We start from the raw sequence: 15371 nt of genomic DNA, 5'->3' as shown, positions 1-15371 counted from the left end.
GGACAACGTCGTGCCGCGCATCGATACCCGGCCCTCTCACACAGAGAGATAGAGGGGCGCCACACGCAACCGCCGCGGGAAAAATACGTGCGAAATTCTCGATCGCCCCACCAGGCCGTCAAGAGACAAGCCTTCCTTCCAACCCCCAACGCTGGAGCCCACCATTGGTCAGTTGAAATTCGGCAAAAAGGTTCCTTTGGGGCATTCTTCGAAATAAATTTGTATGGTTTTGTAAGTTGCTGTTTTGTCGAAGGAAATGCGAAGCAAAAGCAGCGTTCAGCTGGCCCGGCAAAAAGGAACCCTTTTGTCTAGTAGAATTTGAACGGCTTCACACATCTTGACAATGTGTCTGCGCCGCGCGCAGCAGACGGGTCGCCGCGCGAATCCTGAGCGTCGACTTCTCATAGGGACACTTTGAAATACGGAAAGCAATATTCAGCCCAACTACGCGCAGGGCGTTTAGAGCAAAACGAATCCACCTTCGATGCGCTCGCCGGATCTGCCTGCGCGTCGATCATCGGGGGAATCAGATGCTAATCGGGTACGCTCGAGTTTCTACAGATGAGCAGCATCTAGATCTTCAGATAGATGCTCTTCGGAATGCAGGTTGCGGCGAGATCTTCATTGATCAGGGTGTCTCAGGCGCCAAGTTCTCGCGACCTGGGCTCGATTCGGTACTTAGCCGACTTTCCTGTGGAGATTGCCTTATGGTCTGGCGATTGGATCGCCTCGGCCGGTCGCTGGGAAAACTGATCGAACTCGTCAGCGATTTAGAAGGACGTGGAGTTGAATTTGAATCGCTGACAGAATCAATCAATACGAAGTCGTCCAGCGGCCTCTTGGTATTTCATATGATGGCGGCACTGGCTCAGTTTGAAAGAAATCTGATCAGCGAGCGAACACGTGCCGGTATGGCGGCAGCTCGCGCGCGAGGCATTTCACTAGGAAGAAAGCCGTCATTGGATAATGAGCAACGTATTCTGGCACTAGAATTGCTTCGCGATAAATCAATTGACGAGGTTGCATCTTATTTTGAAGTCAACCCAAGAACCGTGAAAAGAATTATTAAAGGATAATCTCAATCAATCTCGCATTATGATCAAGAATATCGCGCCAAAAATCCGAAACAACTAGAATTCATACCGCCAGATAGCGGCGTCGAAGCAATCCTCAAGTGCCGAGCTGGAAGAACGAATATCTACGCCACAGTCGCATCAAGATATCCGACCTAGCATAAGGTTCTGTTGGTCAGCATGTGACAGTTTGGCGGTCGCCAGGAGCCGCCGGTTCTGTTGATATTGCGCTCGAGGTCGGTTTGGGGAAGCGCCCTCACCGACTGCCTTTGCTCGGCTACTACTTTCCCCAATCGCGCTCGCCACGATCGAGCACTGCGCACCCCGACCTCGAGTCAACACGTGCGTTACTTCGTGTTGTCGGCGAGCAGCTTCAGATCCGTCACGCTGTAAGCCAGCGAGCCGCGGAAACCGGCACCCACGCGCAGCGGTTGGAGATCCGAAATCTCTTCGCCGTCGACAAGCGGGAACACGAGCTTGCCTTCACCGGCCCACACATTCGCGATCTGCGCGTTGTCCGTCACCGACAGCACCAGCTCGTTCACAGCAGGCGCGTCGTGTTGACCCGCTGCAAGACGCGGGAAGTACCGCAGATTCACCAGCGGGCGCCCGGCGATGCTGAGCGTCGAAACGTCTTCCACCGCCGACTGCAGCTTGACCTCCGCCCGCGCGATGCGCTGCCCTGCCGTCGACGCCGTCGCGCCAAAGCGGGTACCCGCTGCCACCGGCGCGGCCGCCGGGCTCGGCGCCGCGAACGAGCGCGTTTGATGCACCTGCCCGTATCGCTTCGGGAAGCCTTGAATCAAGCCGCGCATGATCGCCGAATCGTTGTCCACGAAGATGTACGGGCAGAACGAAACCGGCTTGCCATCGTAGATCGCGTCGACCAGCACGAAGAATTCCCGGTACTGATAGCGGGCCGGGTCGAGCATTTCGTCGTTCTCACCGGTGAACTGCCAGTCGATGAAGAGCGCAGTCGCGTGGCCGGGCGACGCCGGATCGAGGGTCAGCCCTTTGGGCAGCACAGCGGCCACTGCAGCGGGATCGGCCCAGAACTCGACGAGCAGAAAGTCGCCCGAGTAGTGCCACGGCGGCGGCGGTGCGATGCTCGACAGACCGCGGGGCGAGAGAGGAACAGCATACGGCTTGGACATGATGACTCCAGGATGAATGAACAGAAATTGATCGACGCGGTTGCGTCAGCTTGCTTCCGGGGTGGTGCGAGCGTCGTCGCCCCGGATGACTGCATTGCGGCCGGCGAGCCCGTTTCCGGGCGACCAGTTCTCGCTCGCCACTTCGATGAGGTTGATGAAGACATCCGCGGGATCGACACCGGGATCGACTTGCAGCGTCTCGACGAGGTGCTGATAAAAGCGTTGCTTGTCCTCGGCGCCGCGTCCGGCGGTCAGCGTGATCTGGATCAGCAGCAGACCCGGGCTGCGCTCGAAGGGAAACGTGGTGTTCGCCAGGAAATTGGCGTCGTCATGCTCGGTGACGGTCATGAAGAACGCCTGCGGATGAATTCCCAGGGTCGCCTGCAGCGACGCGTGAATCCCCTTCAGGACCGCTGTACGAAACTGCGCGGACTTTCCCTTGCGCATCGAAACGTGCGTCATGGGCATAAAAACCTCCGTTCGTTTGGTGCCGCGTCAAGTGACGGGCACTGAAATTTAATTAGGAATACATAATATGAATACTTAAAACTGGCTCGATCGGTCGACTGAATACCTAGATGACCGCCTCGATCAGCATCGGGCCGCGCCGCTTCATCGCGTGGGCGAAGGCAGCATCGAATGTTGCGGCGGTATCGACACGAACAGCCTCCACACCCATACCTCGCGCGAGTGCGACCCAGTCGAGTGCCGGATTGTCCAGATCGAGCATGGAGGCGGCACGCGCACCATCCGTGCAAGCGCCCACGCGGGAAAGCTCGTTGGCGAGGATGCGGTAACCCCGATTCGCGTAGACGACGGTCACGACGTCGATACTTTCTCGCGCCTGTGTCCAGAGCGACTGAAGCGTGTACATGGCGCTACCGTCGCCCTGGAGGTTGACGACCTTCCGATCAGGGCATGCGACCCCCGCCCCGATCGAAACGGGCATCATGCAGCCGATTGCTCCACCGGTCAGGGTCAACAAGTCGTGCGGTGCGGCGCACTCAGCGAGCCCCGAGTACGCCATGGCGAGGGACGCCTCTTCGGCAATGATCGCGTTCTCGGGCAGATGCTTCACGACACTGCGCATGATCGACGCCCCGTCGAGCCTGCCGTCTGGTGTGTAAGTGCCTGCAGCACCCTCGTTGATCCGGGAGACGGCCCGTTGCGCGCCAAGCACGTCGACCAGTGCCGCGAGCGCCGCCACGCCGTCTTCGTGCGGATGCGAGAGAACCGCGATGCGACAACCTTCCGGCGTCAGCCAGCTGGGTTTGTCCGGGTAACCGAAGAAGCTGACGGGAGGCTGCGCACCGACCAGCACGAGCACATCGATTGCCGCCAGAAAATCGACAGCTTGCTCCGCAAAGTACGGCAAGCGCTCAACATTCACTCGCCCGATACCTCGTTCGATGCGCGGTGCAAAGGTATCGCAGAGGAGCCTGGCTCCGGTCTTCGCCGCGATGCGGCCGGCGGCCAGAAGGCCCTCACCCTGCAACGCGTTGCCGCGCAGCAGGAACGCCGTACGTACGCCGCTTCGCGCGAGTTCGGCAACGTGCGTGATCGTGGCGTCGCTCACGCGCGCCGGCAAGGGTAGCGGGAGCGGTTCGGCCACGCCGTCGGCTTGCGACCACGCGGTATCTGCGGGCAGGATCAGTGTGGCAATCTGCCCGGCTCCTTCCATCGACGCATGCACGGCACGCGCGGCATCGGCACCGACCGTCAAGGCACTGCTTGCGGAATGGATCCAGTCCGACACCGGACGGGCGAAGCTCTTGATATCCGACGAGAGCGGTGCGTCGTAGCGCGCGTGGCTCGCAGCATGGTCGCCCACGATATTGACGACCGCGCTTGATGCACGGCGCGCGTTGTGAAGATTGGCAAGTCCGTTGGCAAGCCCCGGGCCGAGATGCAGGAGTGTCGCGGCGGGCTTGCGCGCCATTCTCGCGTAGCCATCGGCCGCGCCCGTCACCACCCCTTCAAAAAGACCGAGGATCGGTCGCATGCCTTCAACGGAATCGAGCGCCGCCACAAAGTGCATCTCGGACGTGCCCGGATTTCCGAAGCAGACTTCCACACCACTTGCGATCAGCGAACGCAGCAAACTTTCAGCACCGTTCATGTTGGAACACCTCCAGATAGAACCGACTCACTCCACCGTTGCACACTGCGGTCACTGCGGCAGACTTCGTGCAACACCGAATGCGCTGATCCTAACTTTTCGGATATTCTGCAAAAATACGGCCCGATCTGAAATATTGTTACGTCATGCGCAAAAATCTAGACTATGGGTTGCTCCATGCGATGACCGCGTTCCTGCGGGTCGTGGAAGCCGGGAGCTTCACGGCTGCGTCGGAACATATGGGGCTTACGACGGCGCAAGTGTCGCGGCTCGTCTCCGAGCTGGAGAATCGATTGCAGACCAAATTGCTGCAGAGAACGACCCGGCGTCTCTCGGTCACCAGTGCCGGCGAACGCTACGCCAATCAGTGCCGCACCATCCTGGAACTGGTCACGGAAGCCGAAGATGAAGCGAGCGGTGCACGAATTCAACCGACCGGCAGGCTGCGCGTGCTGTGCATGGCGAGCTTCGGTGACCGCTACGTGGTACCGCTTGTGGCGAAGTATTGCGCGATGTACCCGGCTGTCACGGTCGAATACTCTTCTTCGCAATACGTGCCGGATTTGCTGGCAGAGGGTGTGGACGTCAGCGTCTATCTGTCGAGGAAACTGCCGGATTCCAGCATGGTGGCCCAGCAGCTCGGCGTGATTCACGGTGTGCTGTGTGCCACACCCGACTACCTCAAGCGCCACGGCTCGCCCAAGACCCCTGAGGATCTCGCTCGCCATGCTTGCCTGCGGCTGATTAATCCGTCCACGACACCCCACTGGGAACTGACCGACGGAAAAACCAGTTATTCGATCGAGCCTGAGGGGCCCCTGGTGGGCGATCACCCCGAGGCCGTGTTGTATTCGGCATGCCGTGGACTCGGCATCGCACTGCTGCCCGGCTTCGCGATACTCGACAAGTTGCGCAGCGGCGAACTCGTGCAAGTCATGCCGAAATGGCGCTCGCCTGACGTCGGCGTCTATGTGTTGATGCCCTCCCGCAAGTTTCTCGAAGCGAAGACACACGCGTGGATCGAATTGCTCAAGGCGGATCTGCCTGCCGCCATGGCGCGCGACACTATTCCGATCAGCGAGGAGCCCAAATCTCGCAAAAAAGGCGCCAAGGCGATACGGCCTCACCAGGTTGAGTGATTCACGTAATCGCTTTGGCACAAATACAGGCACAACACCACGGTCGCCGCGGTTGCTACTCAGCCCGCAAGCTGAACAACGAACCGCGAACGCTCGAAGTTTGAGATGCCCAGGCTGCTACGCGATTAAACAACCTGTGCCCGACGCAACTCCGCAATGCCATCGGATGAATAACCGAGTTCTTCGAGAATCTCGTCCGAGTGCTCGCCACGATCCGGCGCGGCCGTATCGACCCGCGCCGGCGTCCGATCGAGAATGACCGGCTGTGCGATCACGGGAACCGGCCGACCATCCGACGCACGGGCGTTCTGCACAACCCCGAGATGCCTGACCTGCTCGTCCTCGAACATCTGCGGCACCGTATAGACGGGGCCGGCCGGAATTCCCGCTTCGTTGAGCAATGCCACCCAGTGCGCAACCGGCGCGGCACTGAACACGGTTTGCAATGCTGCGTTGAGATGCGACCGATTAGCGACGCGCGCCTTGTTGTCCGCAAAGGATGGATCGTCGATCCACGCTGGCTGAGCGAGCGCGCGACACAACGCAGACCACTGACCATTTCCGGCCACGCCGAGCGTGAGCGCCCCGTCAGCGGCACGAAACACCCCCATCGGCGCCGCACTGGGATGGTCGTTGCCGGCGGGCTCCGGTATCGCGCCTTCAACGAGATAGCGCGCGGCCTGGAAGTCGAGCATCGCAATTTGCGCATGAAGCAGGTTCGTATGCACCCACTGTCCGAGGCCGCTGCGCTCGCGCTCGTACAGTGCGGTCAGGATACCGAGTGCAGCGTAGAGACCGGTACTCGAATCCGCGACGGCGATTCCCGCCCGCACGGGGCCGCTCTCCGGCGTACCGGTAATCGACATGAGGCCGCCCATCCCCTGAATCACCTGATCGAATCCCGGCCGATACGCGTAAGGGCCGTCCTGCCCGAAACCCGAAATGCTGGCAAGGATCACGCGCGGATTGAGCTTGCTCAAGGTCTCGTAATCCATCCCGAGGCGCCGCTTGACGTCCGGACGCCAGTTTTCCACGACGACGTCCGCGGTCTTGACGAGCTGGTGCAGGATCGCGATTCCTTCCCGGGTCTTGAGGTTCAGCGAGAGGCCGCGCTTGTTGCGATTCAGGTTCTGGAAGTCGCCGCCGCGGCGCTGCTCCGCGAACATGCTGTCGTTCGGGTCGACGCCGGGCGGCGGTTCGATACGAATGACGTCCGCGCCGAAGTCGGCCAGCATGCGCACGCAAGTCGGACCGGCGCGTACGCGCGACAGATCAAGGACGCGAAGCTTGTCGAGTGCGCCCGGGCGAGAGAGGTTTGTCATGGTGCGTACCTGTCAATGACCCGTGAACACAGGGCGTCGCTTTTCGTGCCACGCCGACGTGCCTTCAACAAAATCCGAAGAAGCCGCGGCACGCCGGATGTCGGCATCGAGTGCGGCAGCATCGAGTGCATGCCGCGCAATCGCGTTGAGATGGCGCTTCATCCCAAGCAATGCGATCGGGGCCATCGAGGCAAGCAGCTCACTGAGCTCGGCCACCCGGCTTTCCAGCCGCTCGCGAGATACGCATTCGGTCAGAAAGCTGCACGCGAGCAGCTCTTCGGCGTTGAAGGTCCGGCACGTCAAGAACATCCGCTTTGCCGTGTCGACGCCGAGACGCGAAACATAACGCTCGAGGCCACGACGATAAAAATGCAGCCCGAGACGAGCGGCGGGCATAAACATCTCCGTCGAGTCCACACCGATACGGAAATCGCATGCAAGCGCAAGATCCGTTGCGCCGCCGTAGACCCCGCCGTTGATGGCTGCGATCGTGACGGGACGGCAGTCCTCGAGCGCGTTGGCAAGATCTTCGAATGCCGATTTTTCCGTGCGCTGCGCGACCTGGGTCAGATCAAAGCCGCTGCAGAAGTGCTTGCCGCTCCCGCGGAGCTGAAGCACCAGCACGTTGCTGGCGTTGACCTCCTCGATCAGGCCTGACAGTACCCCGATATCCTGGGGACTGATCCGGTTTGCCTGGGCCGGGCGGTTAAGGGTGATCCGGGCGACCAGCCCGTCAATGGCCAATGACGGCGGATTCGATTCAAGTTCCATCTTCAGATCCATTCAATGTATACGATGATCGATAATTACGTATACATTGATGTCACGTCATCGCGGTTTTCCCTAAGTTAACGTACGGCCACGAATGTCGGAGGCGTATCATGAAGGCAATTTCCATCCGAGATTGACCATGTCCGACCACAGAAAGAACCTCGCAGACTCGATTCGTCGAGAACTCGCGGAGGAGATTCTCAACGGCACGCTGCCAGGCGGCGCCCAGATCGACGAGCAACTGCTTGTGAAGCGCTTCGGCGTATCGCGTACGCCGGCGCGGGAAGCCTTACTTCAACTGGCGGCAACCGGCCTGATCACGCTCATCCCAAGGCAAGGCGCGATCGTTTCGTCGATTTCATTGCGTGAGTACGTCGGGCTGAATGAAGTGCTGACTGCCCTTGAATCGCTGGCGGCTCGTCTTGCCGCACGCCGAATCGCGCAAGAGGAACTGACCTCGCTTCGCGAGAGTTTCGACGCCTGCGTCGAAGCGGCCGAGCAAGGCGATGCCACCGCCTACAGCACGGCGAATACCCGCTTCCACACCACGATCTACAACGCCTGCCGCAACGACTATCTCAACGAGCAGTTGCGCACGTTGCGGGCACGCATGCGCGGCATCATCGACATTCGATTCGAGCGTCCCGCACGGGTTCGCGCGTCACTGAAGGAACATGGCGAGATCCTCGACGCCCTCGTTGCGGGCGATGAAGACCGGGCTGCGCAAGCCATGGCGAACCACATTTCGTCGGGCGGCAACGCATTTGCCGACATGATCGCCTTCCTGCCCAACGAGCAGCCCGTCATGAGCGGCATCGCATCATGATCTCCGCTTAATGTATCCGTAGACTCAAAGAGGGTATACGTTAAGTGATAAGGCCAGCGTCATGAGGCATTCTGCATATTCGCAGAGGACCTCAGGCGTTGGGCCAGCATTTGTCCTCTCGCAACAACGAGGGACATATGTCACATCAACTGGCAGCAACGGATCAAACGCCCTCCGCGGTGGATTCGAGCATCGAATTGGTCTACCGAAAGGTTGTGCGCCACATTCTTCCCGTGCTCTTTCTCGGGTACGTGCTGTGTACGCTGGACCGACTGAACATCGGCTACGCGCACCTGCAGATGAAGGCGGACCTCGGCATCTCCGATGCCGCATACGGACTTGGCGCAGGGTTGTTTTTCCTGACCTACATGGCGTTCGAGGTTCCCAGCAGTTTCATGCTGGCTCGCATCGGTGTCCGCAAGACGATCCTGCGCATCATGTTCGGCTGGGGCCTGGTGTCCGCCGCGACGATGTTCGTGGCCTCTCCGACCCAGTTCTACATCGCTCGCTTGCTGCTCGGGATGTGCGAGGCAGGCTTCTTTCCGGCCATCATCTACTACTTCAGTCTCTGGCTGCCGCCGCATCGTCGCGGGCGCATCATCGCGGCCTTCATGTCCGCGATCGTGGTGGCCAGCGTCGTCGGTGGCCCGTTGTCCGGACTGATCATGGACCGGATGAACGATTATCTGGGACTGCGTGGATGGCAGTGGCTGTTCCTGCTCGAAGGCATCCCGAGTTGCGTCGTCGCGGTCTTCGCGTACTTCAAGCTGAGCGATCGCCCTGAAACGGCAAGCTTCCTCAGCGCAGATGAACGCGCGGCGCTGATGTGCGCATTGGCCGCCGAGCAGGGGAAAGAATCCCGCGGGCACTCCGCAGGGGCATTCCGCGAAGTGCTGCAAGACTGGCGCATCTATGCGTTTGCACTCGTTTTCTACCTGACGACCTCGGCTGCCTACGGGCTCGCCTTCTGGGGACCGGCAATTGTCCGATCGTTTGGCGTGCAATCGATATTCGAGATCGGCCTGCTGATTGGCGGCCCGAGCATTCTGGCAGGCCTCGCCATGTGGTTGAACGGTCTGGATTCCGACCATCGGATGGAGCGTCGCTGGCATTTCGCGGTACCGGCCATCGTCTGCGCCACCGCCCTGTTTGCGCTTGCATCATCGAGCTGGTCGCTGGGGGTCTCGGTCGCGCTCCTGGGCCTTGCCGCCATCGGCATTCAGGCAGCAGTCCCCGTCTTCTGGACAGTCCCATCCGGATATCTGTCCGCACCGGTCGCCGCGACCGGAATTGCCTTGATCAATACGCTCGCGGTTCTGTCGGGATTCGTCACGCCCTGGTTGCTCGGTGTGATCAAAGAACAAACGGGCAGTTTCCGCGGCGGCATCGTGATCCTGGGCGCTTCTGCGCTAGCTGCGGGCATTGCCATGCTGGTCTTCGCGCCGCGGCGGCGCTAGACGCACACTCGCCCGGCGCCCCCCGCTCAAACATCAACTGGGCGCACCCTCCGTCTCAAATTTGCGCGGCCGCATCGGTTTCGACACCGAACGCGACCGCGAACGCGTTTTCGTCGACAAGGGCTTCCCGCCCACAAGAGCCGGCGATCCGCGAACCGACACACATGCCGGACAACGGGATCGCGCCTGATCCCTCCCATGCGCTCGCCTATCGGATTTGTCGGCGTGCGAGCGCGATGCGTCCCCCTATATTTAGTATACGTAAACTAACGTAGAGTATACGTCGAGTTTCCGAGATTCTGGGATCGCGCATTCTCTGGATACGGAGACAGTTTCCCCATTCGCAAACCAAACGGAAAAACGATGAAATCTCGCATCAACCAAAAACCGGTATCGCTGGGCATGGTCATCGCAGGGCTTGCCCTGCACGGCGCGGCAGCGCACGCGCAATCGTCGGTCACGTTGTACGGCACGATCGACACCGCGGTCCGTTACATGACGCATGCGAACAAGGCCGGCGACAGCGTCACACAGCTTTCGAACGGTGGTCTGAGCGAGAGTCATTGGGGCCTGCGTGGAACCGAAGACATCGGCGGCGGCAATGCAGTCATTTTTCAACTGGAGAATCGCTTCTTTGCGAATAGCGGGGCAACGGATCCTGCCTACCCGTTCTTCAACACGTCCTATGTCGGCATCAAGTCGTCAACGTTCGGGCGCCTGACGCTCGGCCGTCAGACGAACCCGTTGTCGGATGCCGTGGTCCAGGCCTACGTCACCAATGCATGGATCCCGACCGTCTACGAGTTCCGCCCGGAAGTCGGTATGGCGCAGGGGGTCTGGAGCAGCAACATGGCGAAGTACGCCGCGCGCTGGCAAGACATCACGCTCGAGCTTTCGTATTCGTTCGGAGGCAACGCCGGTGCGTTCGGGGCAGGCAGCCAGATCGGTGCCTCGATCGCTTATTTGCCTACCGCGATCCCCCTTCGTGTTGCGGCTGCCTATCTCGATGCCCGCGACGCCGTGAACACCTCGGCCCACTACAAGGCGTGGACGGCCGGTGCGTCCTATACGTTCGGCAAGACGACGGTCAACGCGGGATGGGCCGTCAACCGGGAGGACGCCGCTTTCGTCGGCAATGTCCCGAACGGTCCTTACACGCCGGCTCAACTCACTGCGCTGGGGTTCAACAAGTTCTCGTCGCGTCAGATGTTCTTCGGCGGCGTCACGCAGTTGGTCGGGGCATCGACCCACCTGTCCGCCAACTTCTGGCGCACGCTTCAGGACGGGAAAGCCACGAGCGGGAACGGCAACGCCACGCAGTTCCAGCTCGTGGCCGACTATGGCCTGTCGCGTCGTACCGACGTCTATCTCGAGGCCGACTACTCGTTGTATCGCGGTGGCCTGATCGGCTCGCAGTTACAAGGGTTTAACGGGGTTAGCTCAGCTAACGGATCCACTCAGCTTGGCATCATGGCTGGCTTGCGGCACAGCTTCTGACCGGCGACGTCTGCCTGCTTCACATGACAACTGCCCGCGCGTCGACGACGCGCGGGCAGTTTCTATTTCGGCGGGCTCTATCCATGCTCTCCTGGTTCTGCGCCCGCGGTCTCGAAAGGCGTTGTCCCGAGTGCGCTACAGCGGCGGGCCGATGCTTCGTTCATCCCGGTGTGATCGGGAGGCTGCGATACAAGCGCAGCCCCGCCTCGACATGCTTAGTCCCACGAAGGAAGACTAGAGCCCCTGGGCACCAGGAGCGGGTCTCGCCACGAAGAAGGCGTAACCGAATAGCCGACCGCCGGCGCGACACGCCGGACACGGCCCAACGGCGTGTCGCGGACGATCATGTCGGGCTCGCCGAGCGGCAGTCTGAGCTTGCCGAGCTCGCGAACGAGTTCCGGCAACTTCTCGGGATGGAATCCGTTGCACAAGGCCGTCAACGGATTCCGACTGCGATCGGCTTCCGGGACAAGACCCAACGTCGGATACCACATCGCGTTGCGGGTCAGGCTGACCGTGACGTGATAGCTCCCACCTTCGCGTGCGCGCCGCAGGAGTGCCGCTGCTGCGCCGGCGGCGCCCATATAGCCCGTGATGTAGTCGTTCAGCATCGCGGTCGGCGGCAGCGCCGGCATGCCGTTTTCCCCTTCGAGAACCGCCAGCCCCGACACGGCGGAAGCAAGCATGTCGAAACCGCCTCGATCGGCCCACGGGCCATCCCAGCCATAACAGCGAACATTGACGACGATGATGCCGGGGCGGATCGACGCGAGCTCTTCAGGAGAGAATCCGAAATGCGACATTTTCCTGGACCGGAAGCTGTCGACGAAGATGTCGGCCGAACGTGCGAGGTTCTTGCAGATTTCGTTTTGAGCGGGGTCGTTCAGATTGAGGTAAGTCGATTTCTGTCCGACGTTCGCATCGTCGTACACCCACTCGTGTTCGAAGTCGTCGTAGTGATTGACGCACAGGACGTTCGCCCCTTGCTCGGCCAGGGTTCGCCCCACGACCGGCCCTGCGATTGCATGGGTCAGGCTAAGGACGTTGACGCCATCGAGCGGACGAGCTGCGGGTGCAAACGGCTCAGGGTCGCTCTCGCCGATCTTCCTCACGGAGATGACCGGCTCCATCGACAGATACTGGCCTTGCGGATGCTGGAGCCATTCGTCCGTGGATCGGACCATACCGAGCGTGAGCCCCTTCTGATTGGCCGCGTCCTCCAGCTCGAGTGCATCCCACTTCGCGATCGCCCCTGCGATGTGGTGGAAATCCGTTCCGCAATTGAAGAAGTTGCCCCACTTCGTTTGCTGATGTGGATAGACACCGGACGGATAGACCCATCGATCGTCCCGAGTCCGGAACGGAATCGCACCAAACGGATGTTGATTGCCGACCCAGTTGGGATACGGGCGCCCATTGATGGTCGGGTGCGCCGTGATTTCCGGATTGATGCCGTGGGCGGCCGTTCGGACGTTGACGCTCAGATCCTGCCCGCGTCCGGACCGCTCCTTCAAGATGGCCGCCGGCCCGATCGCCGCCGCCATGGCTGCCACCGAAAAAGCCTCAGCTTTTCGGACCGCTCCAGGAAAAAGCGGATCTGCCCCGTAGATGCCGATATTGCCGCCGACATCATCAAGGGTCAGCCCCGCAGGCTGGATAAGTTCCTCGAGCGCTTTCATGGCGTTGAGATTGAGCTGGTCAGTGTTCATCTTGTTTCTCCTGTCGACAGTTCCATCCTGTCGATGCTTTCCGCCTGCTTCCGCATTGGCATGGGATCAAACGGGGCATCGACAGTGAAGTACACGTAATCCAGTATAACGTATACGTTAATGCTTACTATGGATTCAAATCGGGCCTGAATGGCAGAGAAATGTCGTGAACCGACTAGCTGACGACGGCATCTGTAGAGCTCCGGCGAGCCGAATTCCTTGCCGGGCCATGTCCTAGATCTCGCGCGATTTCCCGATCATCCGGTCAAATCTCGATCAGTCATGGCATAGACGAAATGCTCTACACGCTTCGTATACGTTAAATCATTCATTGAATACTATTCGCTCAACCACGGACGTGGTCTCGCAAGGCGCTGATGTGATCGACTGGGTTGATCGCGCGTGCTGCGCAAGGGAATCCAGGCTGAGAAAACATCATGGGTACTATCGATTCAAGCAATTCCGCCGACGAGTTTGATCCGCTCGACCATCTGAACAAGTTGCTGCAACCGCTAGGGTTGTCGACCGCCGATGCAGGGGGGCGAGTCAGCTTCGCGGGCGAAGATCCGATCTTTTCCAGCCCCCATCGGCTCGCGGCATGTATCGGGCTTCCGATCATGGGATGCGCCGTGGCGGCCGCCACGATCTGGAAAATGCGGACCGGGGAAGGACAGGACTTGCATCTCGATCTTCGGCAGGCCATCCACGGGATCAGCCCCGAGTACAGTTGGCATCCGACCATCAATGGCGAAGCGTACCCTCACGCCACCGCGGCAGATAATCCGCTCCTGATCGATCCATACCAGACGAAGGACGGCCGATGGGTCATGGCGTCAGCCGTCCATCCACGGATGTTGGGCGACTGGCTGCGATTCCTTGGATGCCCGCCCTCGGCAGAAGCCGTCCGTCTCGCCTTTCTCGAGTGGAACGCCGTCGAACTCGAAAATGCTGCCGCCAAAGCCGGTCTTCCGTTGGCCATTTGTCGGCAGCCGGAAGAATGGGACGCTCACCCCCAGGGGGCGATCCTGGCCAAGAAGCCGGTCATCGAAATTCGAAAGATCGCGGATAGCGATCCGCTGCCGTTTGGTCCGGGAAAGCGCCCGCTGGAGGACGTGAGGATCCTTGCATTCGCGCACGCTGTCGCTGGCGGCGTCGTCGGCAGAACGCTCGCAGAACAAGGCGCCGATGTTCTGTGCGCAACATTCCCGAATCACTTCGAACACGAATTTCTCTACAACGACGCCAACGCAGGAAGCCGAAGCTGCAACCTCAATCTCAACGATGACGACGCACGGGCGCGGTGCTTCGAGCTGATACGCACGGCCGACGTGATCGTCGACAATCATCGCGGTCAAAAGCTCTCACGGTTCGGCCTCGCGCCGGAACAACTCGCGGAAATCAGGCCCGGGATCGTTTCAGTGTCCATCCGTGCGTACGGTCTCGATGGTCCGTGGGCGGATCGTGGCGGCTCGGACATGAACGCGTCCGCGGCTGCCGGCCTGATGGCGATCGAGGGAGGCGCGAACCGGCCTCGCCTGCCGCCCACGACCCTCGTCAACGACCACATCACGGGCTATATGGCGGCGCTTGGCGCGACCGCTGCATTGATTCGTCGGGCACGGGAGGGCGGAAGCTACCACGTAACAGTCAGCCTCGCGCGCAATGCGATGTGGTACAGATCCCTGGGGTTCGTCGATCCGGCCCAAGCTGGGGCAGCCGAAGTTAACCGCCTGCGCGAGCCCGTCTCGGCGGTCGGCGAAACGCCATTTGGCACGCTCAAGCGCCTCGCGCCTCCCGTGGCTTTCTCCCGCACACCAGGCGCGTGGCGAGACCCGATTCTTGTTGTCCGAGGCTCGAGCGATGCCGAGTGGCTCATGCAGCGGCATTCCGGCAACCGTCTCGCCCGGCTTTTTTCCCGGCGGACGGATCGGGAACGCAGCGAGGCGTCAGTTTCGAGCCAATCCGCCTCCGATCTCGCAACTGCCCCGTTGGACCTCGTCCATGTCGCCACGGCGTTGACCCATTCATTCGCACCGGACGCGTTCAAGGGCCTCGACGTGCGGTACGTATTTCGGTGCAGCGAATCCCGACCATGCTCAATCGTGATCGAGGATGGCCGCTATCAGGTCTTCGCCGGTGAGGTCCCACACCCGACTGCCATCTTTCAAGGCAGCGCTTCAACGATGGCCGCCATCATGCATGGCGATGCATCAGGCGTACGCGCGTACTTCGGCGGGAAGCTGACGGTCAAGGGTGATCTGATGGCAGCAAGGTACCTGCTGAATCTCATCGAGAAGAAGTGAG

General features: G+C 60.6%; 12 protein-coding genes. 6 read left to right on the top strand and 6 right to left on the bottom strand.

Annotation, left to right across the window (positions count from 1 at the left end; genetic code table 11):
- Nucleotides 1-530 precede the first annotated feature (530 nt).
- A complete protein-coding gene (locus AC5LXK_RS33260; RefSeq protein WP_493394864.1) occupies nt 531-1076 on the top strand; it encodes a recombinase family protein in 546 nt (181 codons plus the stop codon).
- A gap of 344 nt (nt 1077-1420) precedes the next feature.
- Here the strand turns inward: AC5LXK_RS33260 and AC5LXK_RS33255 are convergent, their stop codons facing one another.
- The 3 genes from AC5LXK_RS33255 to AC5LXK_RS33245 form a co-directional block, all read right to left on the bottom strand.
- Nucleotides 1421-2227, bottom strand: a complete 807-nt coding sequence (locus AC5LXK_RS33255) for an acetoacetate decarboxylase family protein (protein ID WP_493394863.1) — start codon at nt 2225-2227, stop codon at nt 1421-1423.
- A gap of 45 nt (nt 2228-2272) precedes the next feature.
- Nucleotides 2273-2689 (bottom strand): tautomerase family protein, encoded by a 417-nt coding sequence (locus AC5LXK_RS33250; protein WP_493394862.1) that lies wholly within the window; start codon nt 2687-2689, stop codon nt 2273-2275.
- A gap of 112 nt (nt 2690-2801) precedes the next feature.
- Entirely contained in the window at nt 2802-4346 is a 1545-nt protein-coding gene (locus AC5LXK_RS33245; RefSeq protein ID WP_493394861.1) for an acetolactate synthase large subunit, read from the bottom strand.
- A 182-nt stretch (nt 4347-4528) separates the two neighbouring features.
- On the opposite strand from AC5LXK_RS33245, the gene AC5LXK_RS33240 reads away from it, so the two are divergent.
- On the top strand, nt 4529-5485 hold the full coding sequence (locus AC5LXK_RS33240) for a LysR family transcriptional regulator (RefSeq protein ID WP_493394860.1): 957 nt from the start codon (nt 4529-4531) through the stop codon (nt 5483-5485).
- Nucleotides 5486-5610: 125 nt separating this feature from the next.
- On the opposite strand, the gene AC5LXK_RS33235 is transcribed toward AC5LXK_RS33240, so the two are convergent.
- A complete protein-coding gene (locus AC5LXK_RS33235) occupies nt 5611-6807 on the bottom strand; it encodes a CaiB/BaiF CoA transferase family protein (protein ID WP_493394859.1) in 1197 nt (398 codons plus the stop codon).
- A gap of 12 nt (nt 6808-6819) precedes the next feature.
- Nucleotides 6820-7590 (bottom strand): enoyl-CoA hydratase/isomerase family protein, encoded by a 771-nt coding sequence (locus AC5LXK_RS33230; RefSeq protein WP_493394858.1) that lies wholly within the window; start codon nt 7588-7590, stop codon nt 6820-6822.
- Between the two features lie 127 nt (nt 7591-7717).
- Here AC5LXK_RS33230 and AC5LXK_RS33225 point away from each other — a divergent pair, with 127 nt between their 5' ends.
- The 3 genes from AC5LXK_RS33225 (at nt 7718) to AC5LXK_RS33215 (ending at nt 11358) form a co-directional block, all read left to right on the top strand.
- Nucleotides 7718-8404 (top strand): GntR family transcriptional regulator, encoded by a 687-nt coding sequence (locus tag AC5LXK_RS33225; RefSeq protein WP_493394857.1) that lies wholly within the window; start codon nt 7718-7720, stop codon nt 8402-8404.
- A gap of 137 nt (nt 8405-8541) precedes the next feature.
- On the top strand, nt 8542-9861 hold the full coding sequence (locus tag AC5LXK_RS33220) for an MFS transporter (RefSeq protein WP_493394856.1): 1320 nt from the start codon (nt 8542-8544) through the stop codon (nt 9859-9861).
- Nucleotides 9862-10224: 363 nt separating this feature from the next.
- On the top strand, nt 10225-11358 hold the full coding sequence (locus tag AC5LXK_RS33215) for a porin (protein ID WP_493394855.1): 1134 nt from the start codon (nt 10225-10227) through the stop codon (nt 11356-11358).
- A gap of 215 nt (nt 11359-11573) precedes the next feature.
- On the opposite strand, the gene AC5LXK_RS33210 is transcribed toward AC5LXK_RS33215, so the two are convergent.
- The gene (locus AC5LXK_RS33210; protein ID WP_493394854.1) at nt 11574-13067 is read right to left on the bottom strand and encodes a CoA transferase; all 1494 of its coding nucleotides are present in this window, start codon (nt 13065-13067) and stop codon (nt 11574-11576) included.
- 437 nt (nt 13068-13504) lie between these two features.
- On the opposite strand from AC5LXK_RS33210, the gene AC5LXK_RS33205 reads away from it, so the two are divergent.
- The gene (locus AC5LXK_RS33205) at nt 13505-15370 is read left to right on the top strand and encodes a CoA transferase (RefSeq protein WP_493394853.1); all 1866 of its coding nucleotides are present in this window, start codon (nt 13505-13507) and stop codon (nt 15368-15370) included.
- Nucleotide 15371 lies beyond the last annotated feature (1 nt).

This window comes from Burkholderia pulmonis (genome assembly GCF_984667975.1).
The sequence above is the reverse complement of the archived record's forward strand: the minus strand, read 5'-3'. Positions and strand labels throughout refer to the sequence as shown.